The sequence below is a fragment of the Microtetraspora glauca genome (assembly GCF_040656155.1).
In the GTDB taxonomy this organism is placed as follows: domain Bacteria; phylum Actinomycetota; class Actinomycetes; order Streptosporangiales; family Streptosporangiaceae; genus Microtetraspora; species Microtetraspora glauca.
On sequence record NZ_JBFALK010000001.1, the window covers coordinates 515,357 to 537,544 of the forward strand.

Here is a 22,188-nt window from a genome sequence, read left to right on the forward strand (position 1 = left end):
CCGAGATCGACAGCGGGCACGTCGTGCTGATGGAACGTCCGGAGGAGTGGGTGCGGCTGGTGGCCGAGTTCGTCCTCCGCCCGAGGTGACCCTATGGTTCACCGGCGGGCGGCGTACGCGTCGATCTCGCCGAGCAGGGCCGACTTGCCCTCGTAGGTGAGGAACGACGCGCGTACGGCGCTGCGGGCCAGGTCGGCCACGCCGTCCCGGTCGAGGCCGAGGAGATCGGCCGCGACCGCGTACTCGCCGTTCAGCGTGGTGCCGAACATGGGCGGGTCGTCGGAGTTGATCGTGATGGGCACTCCCGCCTTGACCAGCGCGGCGAGGGGGTGCTCGGTCAGGCTCTCCACGGCGCGGGTCCGCACGTTGGACGTGGGGCACACCTCCAGGGTGATCCCCTCGGTGGCGAGGTGTTCGAGCAGGGCGGGGTCCTCCACACTGTGGACGCCGTGCCCGATCCGCTCGGCCTTCAGGTCGCGGAGGGCCTCCCAGACCGTCGGGGCGCCGGTCGTCTCGCCCGCGTGCGGGACCGAGCGGAGCCCGGCGGCGCGTGCCGCCGCGAAGTGCGGGGCGAACTGCGAGCGGGGCACGCCGATCTCCGGCCCGCCGAGGCCGAAGCTGACCAGGCCGTCCGGCCGCTGTTCGAGCGCCACCTTCAGCGTCTGGTCGGCGCCGGGGACGCCGTCCTCTCCCGGGATGTCGAAGCACCAGCGCAGGATCGTGCCGAAGTCGCGCTCGACCGCGAGGCGGGCGTCCTCGATCACCTCGCAGAACTCGGCGGGAGCGAACCCCCTCTGGATGTGCAGGTGCGGTGTGACGGTGAGCTCGGCGTACCGTACGCGCTGGGCGGCCAGGTCGCGGCCGACGCCGTGGAAGAGCGACCAGACGTCCTCCGGGTCCCTGATCAGGTCGACCACGGCGAGGTACACCTCGATGAAGTGCGCGAAGTCGCGGAAGTCGAAGTAGTCGGCGAGCAGGACGGGGTCGGCGGGGACGGGCGTCGAGCCCTCGTGGCGGGCGGCGAGCTCGGCCACGATCTGGGGCGACGCGGAGCCGACGTGGTGCACGTGCAGCTCGGCCTTGGGCAGTCCGGCGATGAATTCGGTGAGGTCAGCAGCGGTCACCGGATGACCGTAACAACGGCCACCAGGGCGATACCAAGCTGAAAGCTCCTTTCTCACACAAGATTGTCATGATCAGCCGGATAGCTCGCCGAGCGTGACGGGGATGGTGCTCTCGCGCCCGCTCGGGTAGAGCAGCTTGACCTTGACGGTGTCGCCGGGCTGGTGCCGGGCGAGCACCTCGGTCAGGGTCGTCGCGTCCGGTGTCGGGGTGCCGTCGATGCTGACGATCACGTCGCCCGTCCTGATCCCCGCCTTGTCGGCGGAGCCGCCGCGGGTGAGCCTGCCGACGAGGACGCCGACGGGCGAGCCCAGCGCGTCGACGGCGGTCCCCACCTGGACGCCGAGTGCGGCCCGGTGGCTGTTGACGACCTTGCCGTGCTTGACGATCTGGCTCGCGATGTCGGTGGCCGTGTCGCTCGGGATCGCGAACCCGATGCCGGGGGCCGCGCCCAGTTCGGGGGCGACGGCCGCCAGGGTCGGGATGCCGATGACGTGGCCGGTCAGGTCCACCAGCGCGCCGCCGCTGTTGCCCGGGTTGATCGGGGCCGACGTCTGGATGGCGTTGGGGATCGTCGAGCTGGGCGTCCCCTGACCGCCCGAGCCGGAGACGGTACGGCCGAGCGCGGAGACGATGCCCTGGGTGACGCTGCCCGAGTAGCCCAGCGGATTGCCCATGGCCAGCACGATCTGGCCCACCTTGAGGTCGGAGGAGCGGCCGAAGGACGCGGGTGTCAGACCCTGCGTGTTGTCCACCTTGATGACCGCGAGATCCCCGGCGGGGAAGACGTTCAGGAGCCGGGCGGTCCGCTTCTTGCCGCCGGTCGCGAGGGTGACGGAGAGCTCCTCCTCACCTCCCACGACGTGCGCGTTCGTCAGTATGTGACCGTCCTTATCGTAGATGATCCCGGAACCGAGGCCCTGGCTCGTGGTGATCTGCACGATCGACGGCAGGACCTTCTTGATGACCTGCTCGTACGTGGCCTCCAGCTGGGCCGGACCGCCCCCGGGTGACGGGGTCGGCGTCGTGGTTACCGACGGTGTCCGGGTTGTGACCGGGCCTTTCGCGGCCATGTCGGTGATCGGTCCTCCGCAGGCCGCACAGGCGAGCAGCGTCATCGCTGCCGCCGTGCGCGTGACGGTGCGTGAACGTGCCATGGGCGAGCGACTACCCCCGTGGAGGGAGGTATTCCCGACTGAGCGTGACAATCAGCGTTTGTCGCGTAATCTGCGGTCATGGCGGAGGCTGGCGACGTCCCGCGGGAGGCGTTCACGACCCCGATGCCCCGATTACGCCCGGAGGACGCGGTCCAGACCGGGCAGTCGCCGGAGCGGCGCGAGCCGCCGGCGGCCTGGGGGTTCCGTGACCGGGGCGGCGGGATGCCGCTCCGTCTCGTCTACGCCGTCCTCGCCGGTGTGGGCACGGTCGTCGCCATCGCCCTGGTCTTCGTGGTGTTCTCCGGCGACCGCCCGGAGGCCGCGCCGGGGCCCGTCCATCAGGGGCGGCCTGCGGGCACTCCCGGCGCCAGTCCCAGCGCCGTCGTCTCCCCGACCCCGGTCGTGCGGCTGCCCAGGGTCCCCGCGGCGCGTTCCATGGTGGTCCACCCGGGCGAGGGCACCCCGACGGCGGCGTTCGTCGTCGACGAGAGGTCCGGCATCGGCTACGCCGGATTCGGGCGGCCCTGGCGGAAGGCGGATCCGGCCCCGTTCGCGTACGCGCAGAGGGCGGGACGGGCGCTGATCGCCTCCAGCCCGATGCCGGGCGCGGTCCCGGAGACGCTGACCACGTACGCCGCGTACCGGAAGGTCGCGACGAGGGCGGCCCGATGGACGCTGCGCCTCCAGCCGGACGGCGGCACCCTCACCTGGACGGCGTCGCAGCCGTTGCGTCGGGGCATGGGATGGCTGCTCGGCTATCGGCTCACGTACCTGGTCGACGGGCGCAGGCACTCGTCGGAGGCGATCGTGGCCGTCGTGGGCATGAGCGGCATGAGCGGCACGGGCGGCACGGGCGGCACGGGCGGCAGGAGCGGGAAGAAACCCGCGTTGTTGTTCGCCACGGTTCCGGACACCCGAGCGGAGTTGTACCACGACCTGAACATGCTCTTCTGGACCCTTCGTCCGATGTAGCCGGAGAACAACATTCCAGAATATGATTCTGGGGAATTCCGGTGCGACACGTTCGTGGAGGGTCAGATGGCGATCGGTCTGAGCGAGGAACACGAGGCGCTGCGCGAGTCGGTCACCAGGTGGGCCGAGCGCAACATCCCCGCTGACGTGGTGCGGAGCGCGGTGGCGGCCCTCGGTGCCGGCGCGGAGGAACGTCCCGCCTTCTGGTCCGGTCTCGCCGAGCAGGGACTGCTCGGCCTGCACATCCCCGAGGAGTACGGCGGCGCCGGATACGGCCTGCTCGAAGCCGCGGTGGCGATCGAGGCGCTGTCCGCGCGGGTGGCCCCCGGCCCCATCGCGCCGACCGTCCTCGCCGGCGCCGCCGTCCTGGGGGCCGACGGCAAGGCCCACGCCGACCTGCTCCCCGGCCTCGCCGACGGCAGCCTGATTGGGGCGGTCGCCCTGACCGGCTCGATCACGGGTGTCCGCGAGGACGGCGTGCTGACCGTCAGCGGCGTCGCCGAACCCGTGCTCGGCGGCACACTCGCCGACGTGCTGGTGCTGCCGGTCTCGACCGATCGCGGTGAGGAATGGGTGGCCCTGGACGCCTCCCAGGCGACGGTGACGCCGATCGCGTCGCTCGACCTCACCCGTGGCGTCGCCAAGGTCGAGGTGACGGCGGTGGCCGTACCCGCGGAACGGGTCCTCGACGGGCTGGAGGGTCCGGACGTCCGGGGCCTGGCCGCGATCGTCCTCGGCGCGGACGCGTCGGGCGTCGCGTCCTGGTGCGTCTCGGCCGCGGCCGACTACGCCAAGGTCCGGATCCAGTTCGGCCGCCCGATCGGCCAGTTCCAGGGAATCAAGCACAAGATCTCCCGGATGCTCGTCGCGCTGGAGCAGGCCAGGGCCACGGTGTGGGACGCGACCCGCGCCACCGGCGACGAGCTGGCCTACGCCGCCGCCATCGCGGGCGTGATGGCCCCCGACGCGGCGGTGCAGTGCGCCAAGGACGCCATCCAGACGTTCGGCGGCATCGGCTACACCTTCGAGCACGACGCGCACCTGTACTACCGGCGGGCGCTGACCATCCGGGCGTTGCTCGGATCCTCCGCCGACTGGGCCGAGACGGTCGCCTCGCTGGCGCTCGGCGGTGTCGCCCGCGAGCTGGAGATCGACCTGCCCCAGGAGGCGGAGCCGCTGCGCGCCGCCATCCGTGCGGAGATCGCCCGGATCGCCGAGCTGCCCACCGAGCCGGATGGTCCCGGCGGCCGGGGCAGCGAGCAGAAGCGGGCCCTCGCCTCCGCCGGATTCGTCCTGCCCCACCTGGCCCGGCCGTGGGGGCGTGACGCCACGCCTCTGGAGCAGGTCCTGATCCATCAGGAGCTGCGCGCGGCGAAGGTCAAGTTGCCCCAGATGATCATCGGTGCCTGGGTCGTGCCGTCCATCGTCACGTACGGCACCGCCGAGCAGCAGGAGCGCTTCCTGCCGCCCACCCTGAGCGGCGAGATGATCTGGTGCCAGCTCTTCTCCGAGCCGGGCGCGGGCTCCGACCTGGCCTCGCTGCAGATGAAGGCGGAGAAGGTCGAGGGCGGCTGGAAGCTCAACGGCCAGAAGATCTGGACCTCCGTCGCGCACGTCGCCGAGTGGGGCATCTGCATCGCCCGGTCGGACACCTCGCGGCCCAAGCACGACGGCATCACGTACTTCATCGTGGACATGAAGTCGCCCGGCGTGACCGTGCGGCCGCTGACCGAGATGACGGGGGAGAACCTGTTCAACGAGGTCTTCCTCGACGACGTGTTCGTGCCGGACGACCTCGTCGTCGGCGAGGTCAACGAGGGCTGGAAGGTCGCCCGCAACACGCTGTCCAACGAGCGGGTGTCGTTGTCGTCGGGTTCCGGCGGAACCGGTGCCTCGGTCCCCGACCTGGTCGGGCTGTGCGGCAGGCTCGGCCGTGAGCTGACCCCCGTCGAGCGGCAGGAGCTCGCCAAGGTCGTCTGCGAGAGCCACTCGATCAACGCGCTGTCGCTGCGGGTCACGCTCAAGCAGCTCGCCGGGGCCGAGCCGGGCGCGGACGCGTCGGTGCGCAAGCTGCTGTCCACCTCGCACGCGCAGAACGTCGCGCAGGCGGCGGTCGGCCTCCTCGGCGCGGCGGCGGTCACCGCGGCCGACTGGAAGCTCGGCGATCCTGGCTACTGGAACCGGGCGATCCTCGCGACCCGCGCGATGACGATCTACGGCGGCACCACCGAGGTGCAGCTCAACATCATCGCCGAGCGCATGCTGGGCCTGCCGCGCGACCCGGAACCCGGCAAGTAGCGCCTGTTGTCCCTTCACCGGGCGCTCGCGCGCCACGGCCCGGCCGGCCTCGGGCTGCTGCTCGGCCTGCTCGCGCTCGGTCCGGCGCTGGGGCCGGGGTTCGTCCTGCGGTACGACATGGTGTTCGTGCCGGACCCGCCGCTGGTCTTCGGACCGGTCTTCGGATCAGGCGGGTCCGGCGGCTTTCCCCGCGCGGTCCCGAGCGACCAGGTCGTCGCGCTGCTGTCGGCCGTCCTCCCGGCGCAGGTGGCGCAGAAGCTGATCCTGCTCGGCCTCTTCGTGCTGGCCGCGTCCGGGGCGGCCGCGCTGGTTCCTCCGGGCACGGAGGACGGCCGCACGGCGGGGCGGTTCGCGGCCGCCGCCTTCTACGCGTGGAACGCCTATCTCGCGCAGCGGCTGCTGCTGGGCCAGTGGGCGCTCCTCCTGGGCTTCGCCGGTCTTCCCTGGGCGGTGCGCGCGGCGGCCGGCGGCGGCTCCACCGGGCGGTACGCCGTACGGCTGGCGGTGGCGCTCGTTCCCGCCGCGATCGGCGGTTTCCAGGCGACGCTGGTCACCGCGATCACGGTGCTGCCGGTGGCGGCGCTGACCCGCCGGGCGCGTGCCGTACCGGGGAGCCTCCTGGTCATCGGGCTGGTCATCGGGCTGCTCAGCCTGCCGTGGCTGGTGCCCGCCCTGGGGGCCCGTGCCGTGACGGACCCCGCGGGGGTCGACGCCTTCGCCGCGCGGGCCGACGGGCCGTTCGGGACGCTCGGCAGCCTGCTCACCCTCGGCGGTGTCTGGAACGCCGAGGCGGAGGTGCCGGGACAGGGATCGTGGGCGGTCGCCGCCGTGCGGCTCGCGCTCACCGCCGTCGCGCTGGCCGGGTTCGCCGGGCTCGTCAGAGCCGGTGAGCGACGCTCCCGGGGGCTCGCGGTGGCGGCGGTCGCGGGCCTGGGCGTGGCCTGTCTGGGGGCGTTCGCGCCCGGAGTGCTGAAGGGGCTGATCGGATGGTGGGCGGGATTCGGCCCGTTCCGTGACGGCCAGCTGTTCATCGCGCCCCTCGTGCTGTGTCAGGCGCTGGGGTTCGCCGTCGTCGTCCACCGGCTGGGACGGCTGGGGGCGGCCGCGGTCGCCGTTCCCGTGCTGGTGTTGCCGACGTTCGCCCTGGGGGCCTTCGGCCGGCTGGCGGCGGTGGACTATCCCGGCGAGTGGCGGCGGGTCCAGGCCATCGTCAACGGGGATCCGGCGCCGGGTGCGCTGGTGTCGCTGCCGTGGGGAGCGCACCGGGCGTTCGCGTGGAACGGCGGGCGGGTGATCCTCGATCCGGCCACCAAGATGTTCTCCCGCCCGGTCGTGTGGGACGACACGCTCGTGGTCGAGCGGCGGGCCGGAGGAGCGATACGGGTCGCGCCGGAGGCCCCGGCGGCCCGGCGGATCGGCGACCTGATCCGGGGCGGGCAGGGCTCCCTCACCGCCGAGTTCGCCGCGCAGGGGGTGAGATTCGTTCTTATCGAGCAGTCGAACGAGAACGAGTTCCTGTCTCGGCTCTCCGGCGCCAGTCCTATTTTCCGTGGCGAAGAGCTGCTCCTGTTGCGGTTGTGAGCTGGGAATACATCCCGACCGGGCGAGTACCGGAGGGTAACTTGCATTGTCACGGTTTGACTAACGCTCTGGCTTATGACGTGTATCACGTTCTACTCTCGGCACACTGCGTACGGGTCTGGGAGGAGAAGCACGATGGTGAAGGTGCTAGCCGCTCTGGCGGTCGGGGCAGTGCTTGCCGGCGTCGCCTCGGTCGCGGTCGTCAATGTGGCCGCACCCACTCCGGAGCCCCCGAACAAGCCGCTCTACAACTACGGCACCCGCTGACCGGCGGGGTCGGTCCCGCCGACCCGCCGGACAGGAAGAGCACCGGTAATCCGGTTCGAAGGCGATGAGTTCACTTTCGCCATGCCTTTTTCGCGGACTCACCGGCCCAATGATTTCCGGACGCCCCGTCCGGTGATTTTCGCGCCCAGATTTTCTGACGTTTTCTAGATATTTCCCGATCTCCGGCGATTCACCGGAATATGAAGCTTTGCCGTACGCAGGGGAATGCGAGGAGTCATCGTGGCCCAACCGGACACGCACGTGCACGGTACGCCGTCCGCTCACGAGCGGCGGATCCAACTCCACGAAAACGGGACCGGTGACTCGGACCTCTCCCTGCGTGGTGTGCGCGTCGCCGTGCTCAACTTCCGCGAACCCCTCCAGGCCGTCGCCGGAGGCGCCGAGGAGTACGCCTGGCAAGTCAGCCGGTTCCTGGTGAGGGAGGGGGCGGAGGTGCACTTCGCCACCAGCCGCGAGCCGGGGCAGCCAGCGGCGGAGCGGCGGGACGGGATCGAGCTGCGGCGCATGGGCAACCGCTACCTCGTCTACCTGCTGGTGCCGCTGTGGCTGCTGTTCCGGCGGCGCTCGTTCGACGTGGTCATCGACTCGATGAACGGCATCCCGTTCTTCGCGCCCCTGGTGGTCGGGCGGCGTACCGCGGTTCTATCGCTGATCCATCACGTCCACGCCCGCCAGTTCTACGCGTTCTTCCCGAGGTGGCTGGCCGCGATCGGCTGCTTCATCGAGGGGCCCGTTGCCCGGCGCGTGTACCGGAGATGCCCGACCGTGACGGTGTCGGACTCGTCGAAGCTGGAGATCAGGGAGCGCCTCGACTGGGCCGCGCCCATCAACGTGATCCCCAATGGAGCGAGCCGCGTCCGCCGTGAGCCGGTGCCCGCGGCGGAGCACGGGAACGTCTCCCTGGTCTTCGTCGGCCGTCTCGTCGGCCACAAGCGGGTCTCTCGCGTGGTCGAGCTCGCCGAGCTGCTCGCCGACCGCTGGCCCGGGATCCAGGTGCACGTGGTGGGGCGGGGGCCGGAGTTCGAACCGCTGGCCGAGATGGTGCGGGAGCGGGCCCTGGGCGACCGGGTCGTCCTGCACGGGTTCCTCGACGACCGGCGGAAGGCCGCGGTGCTCGGCTCGGCGATCCTGCACGTGACCGCGTCGGAGTTCGAGGGATGGGGGCTCACGGTCATCGAGGCGGCGATCCTCGGCGTTCCCACGGTCGCCTATGACGTGCCCGGCCTGCGTGATTCCGTACGGGACTCCGTGACTGGCTGGCTGGTCAGGGACGGTGAGCTGCTGGCGGACGTGGTGGACCGGGCGCTGAAGCAGCTCTCCGACCCCACGGCCAGGGCCGAGATCGGGGCGGGCTGCCGGGCCTGGGCTGGGTCCTTCACCTGGGAGCGGACGGGAGCGGCCATGACCGCGCTCCTGCTCGGCCAGCTCGCCGAGCACGAGCCGCGAGCAGGCGCGCGGCGCCTGGTGCCCGAGCCGCGCGTCTCTCCAGAGACCATCTAGTGCTTCCTGAGTACGAGAACCAGGTTCCAGGTCAGGAACTCCCGGAGCACCGGTATCCGGACCACGGGCTTGGCCCATGCGGGCAGGTAGCGGGGAAACACGTCGACGACCTCGGCCCCCGTCTGCCGGCGGGCCCAGCCGATCACGGTCGAGACGGACACCGCGTACATGCTCTCCCCGAATACGTTCTTGGGGCCCCTGCCGTACCGGCGCTCGTAGCGCCGGGCCGCGCGATGGCCGCCGAGATAGTGCCAGGGCGATGTCTCGTGTCCACCCCACGGCGAGAGCCAGTTGGTGAACGAGAGGTAGATCGTCCCGCCGGGGCGGGTGACCCTGACCATCTCCTCGGCCATGGTGATCGGATCGGGAACGTGTTCCAGCACGTTGGACGAGAAGCAGACGTCGACGGAGTCCGAGCGCAACGGCATCCGCAACGCGCTGCCCAGCACGGCCCCCTCGGGCATGACGCCCTCCCTGGCGGTCATCTCGCCCGCGTCGCAGTCGACGCACACGATGCGCGCACCGGCGGCGCGCAGCGCTTCGGCGAAGTACCCCGCCCCGCCGCCGACATCGACCACCAAGCGTCCTGCCAGGTCGACGTAGGTGCCGAGCTGGGCGACCGTGTCGCGGGCGAGCAGGCCGTAGAAGTAATCGGGGTCGGCCTGTTCTTTTCTGAAAGCCGTGAAAAGCCGAACAGAGCGAGCCAGATCAGCATGGAAGGGAATGACGCTGTCCACGCCGCGCAGCTTACGCGCACGATGTCAGCGAATGATGCTCCCGTTTTGTCACAATTCGACCAACCGGCTGTCCCCCATTGTGGAACCGCTTCTAGCCTTAGGCCACTTGGGGGTAACGAGGAGTGGGGGCCGTAGTGGTGGCCGAGCGACCGCCCGTGCTGAGCGCTCCTGAGAAGGAAGGCCCGGACCTCCGCCGCAGACTGCGTCTCCTGGCCGGCTGTCTCGCGCTGTTCGTCGTCGCCCTCTCCACGGCTCCCGAGAAGATCATCTCGGAGACCAAGCTCGACATGCCGATCAATCCGTGGGGATTCCTGGCACGGGCGATCTCACTCTGGGACGGCGCCCACTTCGGATACATCCAGAACCAGGCCTACGGGTACCTGTTCCCGATGGGCCCGTTCTACATCGCGGGCATCGAGATCGGGATCCCGCCGTGGGTGGTCCAGCGGCTGTGGATCGGGCTCGTCCTGAGCGCGTCCTTCCTCGGGGTGGTGCGGCTCGCGGACGCCTTCCGCATCGGCACCGCGAACACCAGGATCCTCGGCGGCCTCGCGTACGCTCTCGCTCCGCACGCCCAGGCACTCGTCGGAGTCAACTCCTCGGAGTTCCTGCCCAGCGCCGTACTGCCCTGGATGCTGCTGCCGCTCGTACGGGGAACGCGTGAGGGGCAGAGCCCGCGCAGGGCGGCGGCCATGTCCGCGCTCGCCTTCGTCTTCTGCGGAGGCGTCAACGCCACGGCCGTGCTCGCTGTGCTCGTCGTCCCCTTCGTCTACCTGCTGACCCGGGAGCGCGGGCCGCGCCGCAGGCGGTTGCTGCTCTGGTGGTCGGGCTGCACGGCCGCGGCCTCCCTCTGGTGGATCGGGCCGCTCGTCCTCATGGGCCGATACACGTTCTCCTTCATGCCGTTCACGGAGAACGCGGCGACGACGACCGGTGTGACCTCCCTGACCAACACGCTCAGGGGCGCCGCGAACTGGATCGGCTACCTGCCCATCGACGGCATGCCGTGGTGGCCCGCGGCGTTCGAGCACTCCGTACGTCCCTGGCTGGTCGTCGTCTCGGCTGCAGTGGCGGGCCTGGGCCTGGTCGGGCTCGTACGGCGCGGCATGCCCGAGCGCACGTTCCTGCTCTCCGTCGCCCTCCTCGGTACGGCGATCATGGTCACCGGTCACACGAGCGTGGTCGCGAACCCGTTCGCCGGGGATTTCCGCGAGCTGTTCGACGGGGTGCTCGCCGCGTTCCGCAACATCCACAAGTTCGACGCGCTCGTCCGCCTGCCCGTCGCGTTCGGGCTGGCGTATCTGCCCGTGTCGGGCATGCCGCGGCTGCGCGTGCCCATCGCCGCGACGTCGACGGCCCTGCTGGCGCTCACCTTCGTTCCGATCGCCTCCGTCGGGCTGGCCGCCCGCGGCTCGTACACCGAGATCCCCGGCTACTGGCGTGAGGCGGCCACGTGGCTGAACCGGAACGCCGAGACGTCGATGGTCCTCGCGGCTCCGGGCTCCCGGTGGGGCGAGTACCTCTGGGGCCGTCCCATGGACGAACCCATGCAACCCCTGCTCGACGTCCGCTGGACGACCCGGATGATCGTGCCGTGGGGCTCGTCCGGCATGACCCGCCTGCTCGACGCGGTGGACCAGCGGTTCGCCACCGGCCAGGGGTCGCCCGGCCTCACCGAGGTGCTCAGGCGCATCGGCGTCGGCTACGTGTTGGTACGCAACGACCTCGACAAGTTCTCGATCCGGGGGGCCTGGCCGCCGCGGGTGCACGAGGCGATCGCCGGGTCGCCGGGGCTCACGCGGGTCATGACCTTCGGCCCCGTGGTCGGCGACCCCAAGGCGGGCAACGCGTCCACCTGGTTCAACCAGCCCTACCACGCGCTCGAGGTCTACCGGGTGGACAGCCCGGCGCCGGTGGCCGGAACCGTGAGCGAGCGCGAGCCGCTGCGGGTGACGGGTGGCCCGGAGGCCCTCCTGACGCTCGCGGACCTCGGGCTGCTGGACAGCGCTCGGCCCGTCCTCCTGGGAGATGACGGTGACGCCGCCCGGATCCCCGGCGCCGACACGATCGTCACCGACACTCTGCGCCGGAGGGAGGTGGCGTTCAGCGAGCTGAGGTTCGCGAGCTCTCCCACGCTCACCGCGACGGAGCCGTTCAAGCGCCCGTCGGCCGAGCACGACCTGCGTGACCCTGGCTGGGACGCGTACACCTCCACCGCGAGGCTCTCCGGTATCAAGGCGATCACCGCGTCCTCCGCCGCGTCGGACATCACGGCGCTGCCCGACAGCCGTGACACCGGGTACCTCCCTTACGCTGCGGTGGACGGCGACGCGCGGACGTCGTGGCGCTCGGCCGGCTGGCAGGGCGCGGTGAACGAGTGGCTGCGGGTGGATTTCGCCGCGAAGCGGGCCGTCCCGCAGGTGGCGGTGGCGTTCACCCAGTTCATCGGCCCCCCTGTCACCGAGGTGGAGATCAGCACCTCCGGCGGTGCCGTCCGCCAGGGTGTGAAGAACACCGGCGCCGCGCAGCTCCTGCACGTGCCTCCGGGGCAGACCGACCACATCAAGATCACTGTGACCAAGGTGGCATGGCGCCCCAAGTCCCAGCTCGGTAACCGGGTGGGGATCACCGAGCTCTCCGTTCCCGGGGTGACGGCCGCGAGGACAATCGTCGTGCCGGGCATCCCGAAGGGCCGGGGGGACGGGCTCATCCCGACGTACGTGCTGACCAGCAGCGGCGGCTCCGCGCCGGGGTGCATGCAGGGGTCGTTCGTCTGGTCGTGCTCCGGAACCCTCCAGATGCGGGGCGAGGACGGCTTCGGGTTCGACCGGACCGTCACCTCCCCCGGTACGGCGGAGCGGGTGGCCACCGGCCGGGCGATCCTCACGGATCCGGCGACGGCCCAGCGGTCCACGACGTTCCCCGGCATGTATCCGCACGTCAAGGCGTCCTCCACCCTCGTCGACCATCCGATCGCCCTCGGGCGCTCGGCGTTCGACGGAGACCCCAAGACCGTCTGGTACGCGAGCCCTTTCGACGCCAAGCCCACGCTCACCATCGACTTCGGCAAGCGGCGGCGCATCGACCAGATCACGATCGTCCGCCCCGAGACGCTCGACCGGCCAGCGCCCATGCAACTCCTCCTCTGGGCGGACAAGGCGCTGCGCGGGGGGTACGCGGGCGCCGACGGGGTCTTCCGGTTCAAGCCGGTCGTGACGCGCAAGCTCGTCGTGCAGTTCCTGCCGCGCCGCAGCCAGTCGGTGCAGGTCGCGGAGCTCAGGATCCCGGGCGTGACTCCCACGGGCCTGCCCGGCGACTGGCCGGTCCGGACGATGTGCGGCACCGGCCCCACGCTGGCGATCAACGGCTTCCCCGTACCAACCAAGATCATCGGAGGGACGGTCGCGGACATCGTCAACGGCCGACCGCTCACGTTCCGTACCTGCCAGAAGTGGGTGCTGGCCACGGGGGAGAACCGCTTCCGCGTGTCGCAGACGGATCCGTACCGCGTCGTCTCCATGGCGATCCGGGAGTCGCGCCCGCAGAGCCGGCCCAGCGAGAGCCTCCAGCCGGTCGCTGTCGACGGGTGGCGGTCCGGTGACCGCACCGTCCGCCCCCAGACCGACGCGCCCGGCTTCCTCGTCGTCAATGAGAACTACAACGACGGCTGGCGCGCCCACCTGGGCAGGACGGAGCTGAAACCGGTACGGCTGGACGGGTGGCGCCAGGCGTGGATCCTCCCGGCCGGGTCGGCGGGCGAGCGGGTCATCCTGACCTTCCAGCCGGAGACCTGGTACCGCGGAGCCCTGCTCGGCGGCTTCGCGCTGATCGTCGTCCTCATCGGGCTCGCCCGATGGCGGGGGAGGAGCGATGGGCCCGCGGCGCGTGCGGGGGACGCCGCACCGGCGGCCTTCCCCGCCCGCCTCACCGCCCTCACCGCGGCGGCGCTGGGCGCCTGGGTGGGAGGGCTGTTCGGCCTTCTCATCGTGCTCGGGACCTACGCCCTCGTGACCGGGATGCGACGGGCGGTGCGCGGGAACCCCGGCGCCCCGGAGACCTTCCAACAGGTGGCGCTCGTCGCGTACTCCCCGGTCATGGTGGCGGTCTTCCTCACATTCGCCGGCGTCTCGGTCGCCCTGGGTAACTATTTCGCGGAAATCGAGCAGCAGGCCCTGGCACGCCCCCTTCAGGACGTCGTCGCCCAACTGCTCTGCCTGCCCGTGCTCGGCAGGCTCGTGGTCGGCCTACGCGACGAAGCACGCCCGACGGTGTGACGGACAGGAGACGATGTGGTGACCCAGATGGTGAGGCGGCTCGGAAACGGCGGGCGGCGCCTCGTGCGGTTCAGGTCCCTGGGCGCCTCGCGAGCGGTGCTTCTCGTGGGAGTCGTCCTGATCGCCGCCCAGATCGCGGGCAGAGCCGGTGTCGTCGCGAAGTCGTTCTTCACCGGTGACGACTACATCCTGCTCGTTCGCGCGACCGAGCAGAACCTCGACTGGGGATACCTCTTCACCCCGCACGCGGGGCGGTGGACGCCCGGGGGGCTCGGGCTCGCCTGGCTGCTGGCGCGCGCGGGCACCTACCATTGGGCGCTGGTCGCCGGGGTGATCCTCGCCATTCAGGCGCTGGCCTCGCTCGCGGTACTCCGGATGCTGACGGTCGTCTTCGGGCGCCGTCCCGCCACGCTGCTGCCGTTCGCCGTCTACCTGGTGAGCCCGCTGGCCCTCGCCGCGCTCACCTGGTGGTCGGCCGCGCTGACCACCGTCGTGCCGCAGATCGCGGTGGCCATGGCGGTCACCTCCCATGTGCTCTACCAGCGAGACGGCAGGCGCATCCACGCCGTGGCCGCGATCCTCTGGATCCTCACCGGAACGTTCTTCTCGCTCGGGGTCGCCCTCCTTCCACTGCTGCTGTTCGGGCTGACCGCGGTCTGGTTCACCGAGGGCTGGGGGATGTCCGCCGTTCGTCAGGCGCTGCGCGCCGCCCCCGTCCTGTGGACGGTGTACGCGTCGATCGTGCTTGGCGGGGGTGGTGTCCACCTGGCGACCCGGCCGCCGCAGGCGGAATGGCTGCCGGGCCCGGCGGCCGTCGCGGGCTTCCTCTGGCGGCTGATCGGGCAGACGCTCGTCACGGGGCTCGTCGGCGGGCCGGTCCGCTGGTACTTTGCGCGTTCGGACTACGGCGTCGCGTTGCCGCCTGCGGCCCTCGTCGTGGCCGCCTGGGTCGTGGTCGCACTCGCGGTGGTGATCACGGTCCGGGCACGGCGGCACGCCGCCGCCGCGTGGCTGCTTCTGCTCGGCTACGTGATCGTGACGGTGGCGGTGCCCACGCTGCCGGACGTCGTCCAGGCCGGTGAGTTCCGGGGCGCGCGGTCCGAGCTGCTCGCCGGGGCCGTTCCGGTGATCACGCTTCTCCTTGGGCTGGCGTTCCTCCCCCTCATGGGAGAGGAACAGCCCTACCTGCGGAGACTGCCGCTGGCGCGGGCCCTGGCGGGGGTCACGGTGCTTGCGGTCGTCGCCCTCTCGGCGTGGTCCTCCTCGGCGTACGCGTCCAGTCTGCGAACTCAGCCGATGCGGGACTATCTGGCGACCGCGGCCAGGGAGCTGGCCCGCACGCCGTCGAGCGTCCAGATCTACGACACCACGGTGCCAGGGCGGTTGCTCTCGGCGTGGTTGGGGGAGTACCGGTCGACCGCGCGGATCCTCGGCCCGCTCGCCGGTCCGGACCTGCGCGACGTGATGCGCCACCCTGGCCCCACCGCCGACGCGATGGTCTTCGACGCGACCGGGCAGTTGCGGCCCATGGCCGTCTCGGCGGTGGTGGTCGCCACGCCGAAGGCGAAGCCGGTCTGCTATCCGCTGTCTGGCGGCAGGGTCGATGTCCCGCTGTCGTACGACCTGCCGCGCCGGAAGTACACCGTCGTCCTCTCCTACACCGCCACCCGTGAGGCGCTCGCGGTCTTCGCGTACGGGGGCGCCCGGGTGCCGATCAACCTCGCCAAGGGCGTGCACGTCCTCTATCTGCAGGTGGTCGCGGGCGGTCCCGCCCTCCGGATCGACAGCCTGTCGCCCGGGGCCGGATTGTGCGTGAGCGCGGTCCGCATCGGCGCGCCCGTGCCCCGCGTTCCCTAGATGATTGAGTCCAAGGGCTTCGGTCGCGCTTAGTGGTCGTAGGCGATCAGGGAACGCTTGATCGGTTGTCCGGTCTGTCGTTGTGCCAGGTTGCGGCGGTCAGTGCCAGGATCCGTGTCAGTACGCGGATGATGACACCGGCAGGAGTACGGGCACCGTGTCGTTCCAGGTCGAGCTGGCCCTTGAAGGTCTGGTTGATCGACTCAATGGTCTGCCGCAACGGCTTGAACAGGCGTGCTCCGGCCCGCTCGGGCTCGCCCTTTCGGGCCGGGCGTAGCAGCCTCAGGTCACGCTAGGTGAGGGCATGCTCGAAGGCGCGGCCGTAGTAGTTCTTGTCCGCGATGATCGTCTGACCGGGACGGGCGGCCACCATCTCGGGTGCCGCATCCAGCATCCCCAGCGGTGTCTCGCGCTCGAGGGTGTTCAGTTCTGTCGTCACAAACGGATCTTGAACGCCCTCGCCCTATTTCCGCAGGCGATCCCTTGGACTCAATCGTCTAGGGCACAGGCCGCGCCGAGGCCGGCGCGCTTCCTGCTCCGGGACGTGTCCCCAGCTGGCGTCCGAGCCGGTGGAAGGGCTCCTCGATGAGATGGTAGGTCAGCGCGGACAGGATCAGGATGCCTGTGAGCGCGATGGCGAGAACCTCCCAGAAGTCGCCGCCGGCGTACACCGCGCTGCCGGACAACGCGTAGTAGCCGTAGATGACGACGAACTGCCACAGGAAGATGCCGTAGGAGATTTTGCCCAGGTAGCGCAGCACGACGTTGCCGAAGACCCGGTTCGTCAGCCCGCGGTAGCCGGTCGCGAATGCGGAGGGGGCGACCAGGAAGAGCCCGACGGCACCCCACAGCACGGACTTGACCGTCCCCTCGAACACGGGCAGGGCGCTGAGGTGCGGCGGACCGATCAGCGGGGTGCAGCCGATCGCGAAGGCGATCGCCGCGAGGGTCCACGAGAGGATGGGCAGCCCGGCGACCCTTCGGCAGAACTCGCGCACACCGGCTGCGGACGCGTCGCCGGACCGGCTCCAGGCCGAGAGGACGGCGAGGGCCATGCCGGGCGCGAACCACATGAAATAGCGGGGGAGCAGCATGTTGACCTCACCCGGAGTGCCGGGTTGGTGAGCGGCCACGGTCACGCCGACCGAGATGAGGACCATCACACCGAGCCCGGCGAACAGCCGCAGTGCCCGTGTCGTGGTGTCGCGGGCGCCGCCCAGAGTGGCCGCCCAGGTGAGGGCGGCGGCGATGAGAGGGAGGGTCACGTAGAAGGCGACCTCCACGCCGAGCGACCACATGTGCTCGAGACCGCGGCCTTCCACGCCGCCCCACCACGCGCTCACGTCGTAGACCTGGAGCAGGAGCAGCCATTTCGCCCAGACCCACTGCGACGCGTTGTGGGCGGGGTTGAAGAAGATCAGCGCGACCGCCGCCACCAGCCAGTACGCCGGAAGGATACGGAAGGCACGCCGCCACAGGTACGCCCTCGTCTCGGGACGGTCGCCCGCATCGAGCGCGGCGCGGGCCCAGGGCCGGTACAGCAGCAGCCCGGAGAGCGTGAAGAAGATGGCGACGCCCACATCGCCCCGGGACAGCACCCAGGCGCCCCAGCCGTCGACCACCCCTGTCTTGCCGCTCACGTGGTAGAGAAGGACCGCCAAGGCGGCGATCGCGCGGACGCCGTCGAGCGCGTTCTGGTGCTCGGGGTCCGCGGCGCGGCGGCGGGGCCGTGCTTCCTCTTCCGTGACCGTCTCCGCGACCTTCTCCACGGGTGCCGTCCGCGGAAGGGGTACGGGAGCCGGGGGAGGAGGGGCCGCCTCGGGTACCGCCGCCTCAGGAACGACCACTTCGGGAGCGACCGGCCGCGCGGTGGTGTTCGGTTCGGTGGTGTTCGGTTCGGTGGGCACGTTCGGGGCTGCGGCGGGCTCCGCCGACGGCGCGCCGCGCAGCCGCGACAGCGGCCGTTCCACCAGGTAGTGGGTCACCGTGGCGACGACCACGGTCCCGGGCAGGGACAGCGCCAGGAGTGGCAGGAACCCGCCGCCGAAGTAGTGCATGCCCGTCACCCGGTACACGAGCTCCATGACGACGAACTGCCAGAGGAAGATCCCGTACGAGATCTCGCCGAGGAAGGCCATCGGCCGGCTCCCGAGCAGGTGTGTCAGGGAGGGAGCCCGGCACGCGACCGGAGCCACGATGAGGACGGTGATGACCGCGTGCAACAGGATGCGGAGCTCCTCGTCGCGCAGGGTGGTGAACGGATCGCCGAACCGCCCAACCACCGGAGTCATCAGCAGCCAGTACGCCAGGCCCGCGGTGAGCAGGCAGGTGCCCGCCGACGAGGCGATCATGTCGCGCAGCTGCCGGGCGCGCGCCGCCCCCGGCGAGTCGCCCTCGGCCCAGGTCAGCAGTAAGGCCAGGCCCATGCCGATGGCGAAGAAGATCAGATAGTGCGGAAGCAGGAACTGGATCCAGAAGATCCGCTCGGGGACGTGCATGACGACGGCGAGGGCGAAGGACGCCAGGCCCACTGGGATGAGGAAGATCAGCATCCGGGTGGCGCGCATGTCCAGGGAGGCGACGCCGTGGCGCTCTCTCCGGCCGTACCTGTGCATCGCCCAGGCGAGTGCGGGCAGGGCCAGGTAGAAGGCGGCCTCGACGGCGAGACTCCAGATCTGGCCGAGAGCCGTCGGCCCGAGCCCACCGTTGGGCCAGGCCGGGGCGGGATCGTAGATCTGCACGAGCAGCAGCATCTGGACCCACTGGCCCGCCGAATAGCCGGCCGGTTCGGCCAGGGCGATCATCGCCACCACGGCGGTGATCCAGTACGCGGGCAGGATCCGGACGGCGCGCCGCCACAGGTAGACACCTGTCCGCGGAACCGACGCCCCGAGCAGGGTGCGGCGGGCCCAAGGCCGGAACAGCAGCAGGCCGGAGATCGCGAAGAAGATCGACACCGCCACGTCCAGCCGGGCCGTCAGCGCGCCGGCCAGCCCGCCCGTCGTGGTGAAGTTGCTCATCGCGGCGACGTGGAAGAGCAGGATGGCGAGCGCCGCCACCGCGCGCAGGCCGCCGACCGCCCCGTTCCTGCCGCCGTCGCCGGGGGTGGGGGGAGCGGGAGCGCCGCCGCGGGGGCTGGGCGTGCCCTGATCGAACTCGGTGGTGGCCATCACGTGGTCCTCCGCGAACGAGGTGTGGTCAGCTCTGAGGGGGTGGTGCCGTCCGCCGCGTCTCAAGGCGCTGGCCGAGTACGCGGGCCGGTTTCTCGATGACGAGGTAGCCGATCCAGGCGAGCAGGGTGCTCGCAGCGAACACGGCGGTGAAGACGGGGACGAACTGCTGGTCGAGGTGCGGCCGGCCGGTGACGTCGTAGTAGACCCAGATCACGATGATCTGCCAGACGAACAGGCCGTAGGAGAGGTTCGCGAGCCTGCTCATGGCCGGGTGGCCAAGGGCGCGGTGCACCCAGGTGGGTACAGCCGGCCGTACGGCGACGGGCATGACGACAAAGAGCGTCATGAGGGTGTAGGCCGTAAGGCGGAACATGTCGGCCGTGATGTCGGGGACGAGGGACTGCGGCGTCTTCGGCCCGCCGAGAGGCGTCGCGACCAGGCCGAACAGGAGCGCCGCGAACAGGAAGCAGGTGCCGGCGTTGGCCGCTATCTCCTCGCACCAGCGGCGGATCCGCTCGCCGCCCTCGGTGTTCGCACGGGACCACACGGTGAGCACGCAGACGGCCATCCCCACGGCGAACCAGGGGAAGAACCGGGGGAGCCACCATTCCATCCGCATCGTGTACACCGGGTACCGGATCAGGTACAGGTAGCCGAACGAGCCGAGGGACAGCAGCCCGAGGGCCAGGAGCGCCCGCTTGGCGCGGGTGTCGACCGACGCGCCGCCGGCCTTGGCGACGAACGCGATGGCGGCCGCCAGGAGCGGCAGGACGAGGTAGAAGCTGACGTCGATCGCGAGCGTCCATATCTGCTGCAGGCCGACCGGCGCGAGCTGGATCGCCGGCCACCAGGGCGTGGGGTCGTAGACGTGGAGCAGGAGCAGGACCTCGATCCAGTCCCAGGGTGACTTCGCCCGATCGAGGTTGAACGCGACCAGCGCGATCAGGGCCACGAGCCAGTAGAGCGGGAAGATCCGCAACGCTCTGCGGAGCAGGTAGACGCGGACGCCGGGCGGCGGGCCGGAACCGAGTAGGCTTCTCGCCCACGGCCGGTACAGCAGGAGCCCGGAGACGGCGAAGAAGATCGCGACCCGCGCCTCCCCCCGGGACATCACCCAGGCGAGCGGGCCGTCGCCGTAGTGGAGGCCCGTGATGCCCGCGATGTGGAAGATGAGTACGGCGAGGGCGGCCAGCACGCGCAGCCCGTCGACCGCGTTGAGCCGGTTCTGCGGCACGTCGACGGGCGCGGTGGCGGGGAGGGCGGGGTGGTCACGATGCATTCAGGGCCAAGGGGGTGCACAAATGCTGATAAGTCGCATTACCCTACCTCCTACTTAGAATCTGTTCTACTCCAAGTGTGGTAATAGGGGGACGCATGAGGGCGTCGTTGGGGCTGGGCCTTCTCGGCGCGGCGGGATTCTTCGGGGTCCTGGCCGTCGTGGTGCCCACCTACGTCCTCGAATCCCTGGCCGTCGCGCCGGATGATTACTATTCGGTAACCCGCCTGCGCGCGGTCGACGCCACGGCACTCGACCGCTCATCCGGGAAGACGCTGACCGGCGTGACGGTCGACGCGGTGTCCTCGCTGCGCGGGGACGCGAACGCCGCCACCGCGGACCTCGTGGTCTGGGACAACTTCACCACCGTGCAGACCGCGGACGGGGCTGTCACCCTCAGCTACACCGATCGCCGGGTGGCCTTCGACAAGCGCACGGGAACGATCGTGAACTGCTGCGGGGCCTATGTCGGTGACGCGATCGGGGTCGAGCAGTCGGGGCTGGCCTTCAAGTGGCCGTTCTTCGCGGAGCGGAAGGACTACCCCTTCTTCGACACGGTGACCTCCCAGGCGCTGCCCATGCGGTATCGCGGCCAAGAGCAGGTCGCGGGGCTGACGGTCTACCGGTACGAGCAGACGGTGGGCACGCGACGGCTCGGCGAAGTGCCCGGGGGTAGGCTCCCCGCCGCCATGCTCGGCCTGTCCGGCCGCGGGGACGTCAGGGCGTTCGTGCACGCCTCCGTGGAGCGCCGCTACTGGGTGGAGCCGGTCACGGGCACCCCGGTCAAGATCGAGGAACGGCAGCGCGAGACCGTCAACACGGCGGACGGCGTTCCCCGGCTGGTGGCCCTGGACGCCGACTTCCGCTCGCCGCCCGAGGACGTCGACGCGCGCGCCGACCAGATCAGGGCGTCGGTGGCCCTGCTGAAAGCGGCGCGCGGTCCGGCGCCCTGGGCGCTCGGCGCCCTGGCCGCGCTGTCGCTGGTGGCCGGTCTGGTGGCGATCAGGTCGCGCCGCCCGGTTATCCAATCGTGATCGTCGGCTTCTAGTCTGCCGTGCGACCTGCCGCAACCACCCGCCGTACCGCCGATCGCGGCGCGATCGCATCGACTCGGAAGGGCCCGCTCATGGGGGACGTGACCGCAGAGACCTCGGGCGAACTGCGCGACTTCTACGAGAACCCCGAGACGCCGGTGTCCGTCGCCCAGGACCGCGCCGCGCGGATCGTCGCCTTCCTGCGCGAGATCGTGGCGGTGGAGAAAGGGCCGCTGACCATCCTGGACGTGGGCTGCGGCGACGGCGGTCTCACCCGCCAGGCGGCCGACGCCGCGCCCGGGCACCGCGTGGCCGGGATGGACTGGGCGATGACGCCGCTACGGGCCGCCAGGGGGCGAGGGCTCGCCGTGGTGCGCGGGGGAGCTGTCCACCCGGGCATCCCGATCGCGTCGGGCAGCGTGGACGTCGTCATCTTCTCCGAGGTCGTCGAGCATCTCGTGGACCCGGACACCGCTCTTCTGGAGATGTATCGAATCCTGCGCCCGGGTGGTCACCTGCTGATGTCGACGCCGAACCTGGCCGCCTGGTTCAACAGGGGGATGCTGGCGTTCGGTCGCCAGCCCGTGTTCTCCGAAGTCAGCATGGCCCGGGTGTTCGGACGTCCGGGCCGGTCCGTCGCCGGTCATCTGCGCCTGTTCACGTTGGTCGCGCTCAGGGAGTTCCTCCAGGAGTACGGTTTCACGGGCCTCGTGGCGCGCGGTGCCACCTATCACGATGTCCCGGGGCCGCTGAAGCCGATCGACCGGCTCTTTCGCGCCTGGCCCTCGGCCGCCGCGATCCTGACGGTCCACGCGCGGAAGCCGGCCGCCGGCTAGGCGGCAGCGGCCCGCTGAGCTCGGGGCAATCGGGCCGATGTAGAACCTGTTTCGGTCACTTTTCCGCATCCCTCGTGACGTGG

Annotated in this window: 14 protein-coding genes and 1 pseudogene; 9 read left to right on the forward strand and 6 right to left on the reverse strand. The window is 70.7% G+C overall.

Translation table 11 applies throughout. The features are described 5' to 3' along the window. Positions 1 to 98 precede the first annotated feature (98 nt). Both AB0I59_RS02400 and AB0I59_RS02405 read right to left on the reverse strand, forming a co-directional pair. Entirely contained in the window at positions 99 to 1,124 is a 1,026-nt protein-coding gene (locus AB0I59_RS02400; RefSeq protein WP_228645776.1) for an adenosine deaminase, read from the reverse strand. A 72-nt stretch (positions 1,125 to 1,196) separates the two neighbouring features. Further along, positions 1,197 to 2,279 carry a S1C family serine protease gene (locus tag AB0I59_RS02405; RefSeq protein ID WP_358129225.1) on the reverse strand — a complete coding sequence of 361 codons (1,083 nt, stop codon included), beginning with the start codon at positions 2,277 to 2,279 and terminating at the stop codon, positions 1,197 to 1,199. Positions 2,280 to 2,357: 78 nt separating this feature from the next. On the opposite strand from AB0I59_RS02405, the gene AB0I59_RS02410 reads away from it, so the two are divergent. The 5 genes from AB0I59_RS02410 to AB0I59_RS02430 all read left to right on the forward strand — a co-directional run bounded on the left by AB0I59_RS02410 (position 2,358) and on the right by AB0I59_RS02430 (position 8,918). Next, positions 2,358 to 3,251 (forward strand): hypothetical protein, encoded by an 894-nt coding sequence (locus tag AB0I59_RS02410; RefSeq protein WP_358129227.1) that lies wholly within the window; start codon positions 2,358 to 2,360, stop codon positions 3,249 to 3,251. A gap of 66 nt (positions 3,252 to 3,317) precedes the next feature. Next, the gene (locus AB0I59_RS02415) at positions 3,318 to 5,549 is read left to right on the forward strand and encodes an acyl-CoA dehydrogenase family protein (RefSeq protein WP_061253489.1); all 2,232 of its coding nucleotides are present in this window, start codon (positions 3,318 to 3,320) and stop codon (positions 5,547 to 5,549) included. A gap of 6 nt (positions 5,550 to 5,555) precedes the next feature. Beyond that, positions 5,556 to 7,130 (forward strand): MmpA family trehalose lipid delivery protein, encoded by a 1,575-nt coding sequence (locus AB0I59_RS02420; RefSeq protein ID WP_358129230.1) that lies wholly within the window; start codon positions 5,556 to 5,558, stop codon positions 7,128 to 7,130. Between the two features lie 135 nt (positions 7,131 to 7,265). Next, on the forward strand, positions 7,266 to 7,397 hold the full coding sequence (locus AB0I59_RS02425) for a hypothetical protein (protein WP_255707309.1): 132 nt from the start codon (positions 7,266 to 7,268) through the stop codon (positions 7,395 to 7,397). A gap of 240 nt (positions 7,398 to 7,637) precedes the next feature. After that, positions 7,638 to 8,918 (forward strand): glycosyltransferase family 4 protein, encoded by a 1,281-nt coding sequence (locus AB0I59_RS02430; protein ID WP_358129233.1) that lies wholly within the window; start codon positions 7,638 to 7,640, stop codon positions 8,916 to 8,918. Here the strand turns inward: AB0I59_RS02430 and AB0I59_RS02435 are convergent. Continuing rightward, positions 8,915 to 9,655 carry a class I SAM-dependent methyltransferase gene (locus tag AB0I59_RS02435; RefSeq protein ID WP_061253492.1) on the reverse strand — a complete coding sequence of 247 codons (741 nt, stop codon included), beginning with the start codon at positions 9,653 to 9,655 and terminating at the stop codon, positions 8,915 to 8,917. The genes AB0I59_RS02430 and AB0I59_RS02435 overlap by 4 nt on opposite strands. A gap of 137 nt (positions 9,656 to 9,792) precedes the next feature. Between AB0I59_RS02435 and AB0I59_RS02440 the strand changes: the two genes are divergently transcribed. Then, positions 9,793 to 13,929: an alpha-(1->3)-arabinofuranosyltransferase gene (locus tag AB0I59_RS02440; protein WP_358129236.1), complete on the forward strand. Its 4,137-nt coding sequence runs from the start codon at positions 9,793 to 9,795 to the stop codon at positions 13,927 to 13,929. A gap of 18 nt (positions 13,930 to 13,947) precedes the next feature. Then, a complete protein-coding gene (locus AB0I59_RS02445; RefSeq protein WP_358129239.1) occupies positions 13,948 to 15,786 on the forward strand; it encodes a hypothetical protein in 1,839 nt (612 codons plus the stop codon). A gap of 29 nt (positions 15,787 to 15,815) precedes the next feature. Here AB0I59_RS02445 and AB0I59_RS42075 read toward each other — a convergent pair. The 3 genes and pseudogenes from AB0I59_RS42075 to AB0I59_RS02465 all read right to left on the reverse strand — a co-directional run. After that, positions 15,816 to 16,201, reverse strand: a pseudogene (locus tag AB0I59_RS42075) (IS982 family transposase); the annotation flags it as partial. Positions 16,202 to 16,283: 82 nt separating this feature from the next. Next, on the reverse strand, positions 16,284 to 18,956 hold the full coding sequence (locus tag AB0I59_RS02460) for an acyltransferase family protein (RefSeq protein WP_358129247.1): 2,673 nt from the start codon (positions 18,954 to 18,956) through the stop codon (positions 16,284 to 16,286). A 28-nt stretch (positions 18,957 to 18,984) separates the two neighbouring features. Continuing rightward, positions 18,985 to 20,238, reverse strand: a complete 1,254-nt coding sequence (locus AB0I59_RS02465) for an acyltransferase family protein (RefSeq protein WP_061253496.1) — start codon at positions 20,236 to 20,238, stop codon at positions 18,985 to 18,987. A 95-nt stretch (positions 20,239 to 20,333) separates the two neighbouring features. On the opposite strand from AB0I59_RS02465, the gene pgfA reads away from it, so the two are divergent. Together pgfA and AB0I59_RS02475 are read left to right on the forward strand one after the other, a co-directional pair. Then, positions 20,334 to 21,269, forward strand: coding sequence for a cell envelope lipid trafficking protein PgfA (gene pgfA / locus AB0I59_RS02470; protein WP_358129250.1), 936 nt, complete (start codon positions 20,334 to 20,336; stop codon positions 21,267 to 21,269). 101 nt (positions 21,270 to 21,370) lie between these two features. Further along, a complete protein-coding gene (locus AB0I59_RS02475; RefSeq protein ID WP_358129252.1) occupies positions 21,371 to 22,105 on the forward strand; it encodes a class I SAM-dependent methyltransferase in 735 nt (244 codons plus the stop codon). Positions 22,106 to 22,188 lie beyond the last annotated feature (83 nt).

Coding starts and splice junctions, on each gene's coding strand:
- AB0I59_RS02405 (WP_358129225.1), bottom strand. CDS start 2,279: ATGGCACGTTCACGCACCGTCACGCGCACGGCGGCAGCGATGACGCTG.
- AB0I59_RS02410 (WP_358129227.1), top strand. CDS start 2,358: ATGGCGGAGGCTGGCGACGTCCCGCGGGAGGCGTTCACGACCCCGATG.
- AB0I59_RS02415 (WP_061253489.1), top strand. CDS start 3,318: ATGGCGATCGGTCTGAGCGAGGAACACGAGGCGCTGCGCGAGTCGGTC.
- AB0I59_RS02425 (WP_255707309.1), top strand. CDS start 7,266: ATGGTGAAGGTGCTAGCCGCTCTGGCGGTCGGGGCAGTGCTTGCCGGC.
- AB0I59_RS02460 (WP_358129247.1), bottom strand. CDS start 18,956: ATGGCCACCACCGAGTTCGATCAGGGCACGCCCAGCCCCCGCGGCGGC.
- AB0I59_RS02465 (WP_061253496.1), bottom strand. CDS start 20,238: ATGCATCGTGACCACCCCGCCCTCCCCGCCACCGCGCCCGTCGACGTG.
- pgfA (WP_358129250.1), top strand. CDS start 20,334: ATGAGGGCGTCGTTGGGGCTGGGCCTTCTCGGCGCGGCGGGATTCTTC.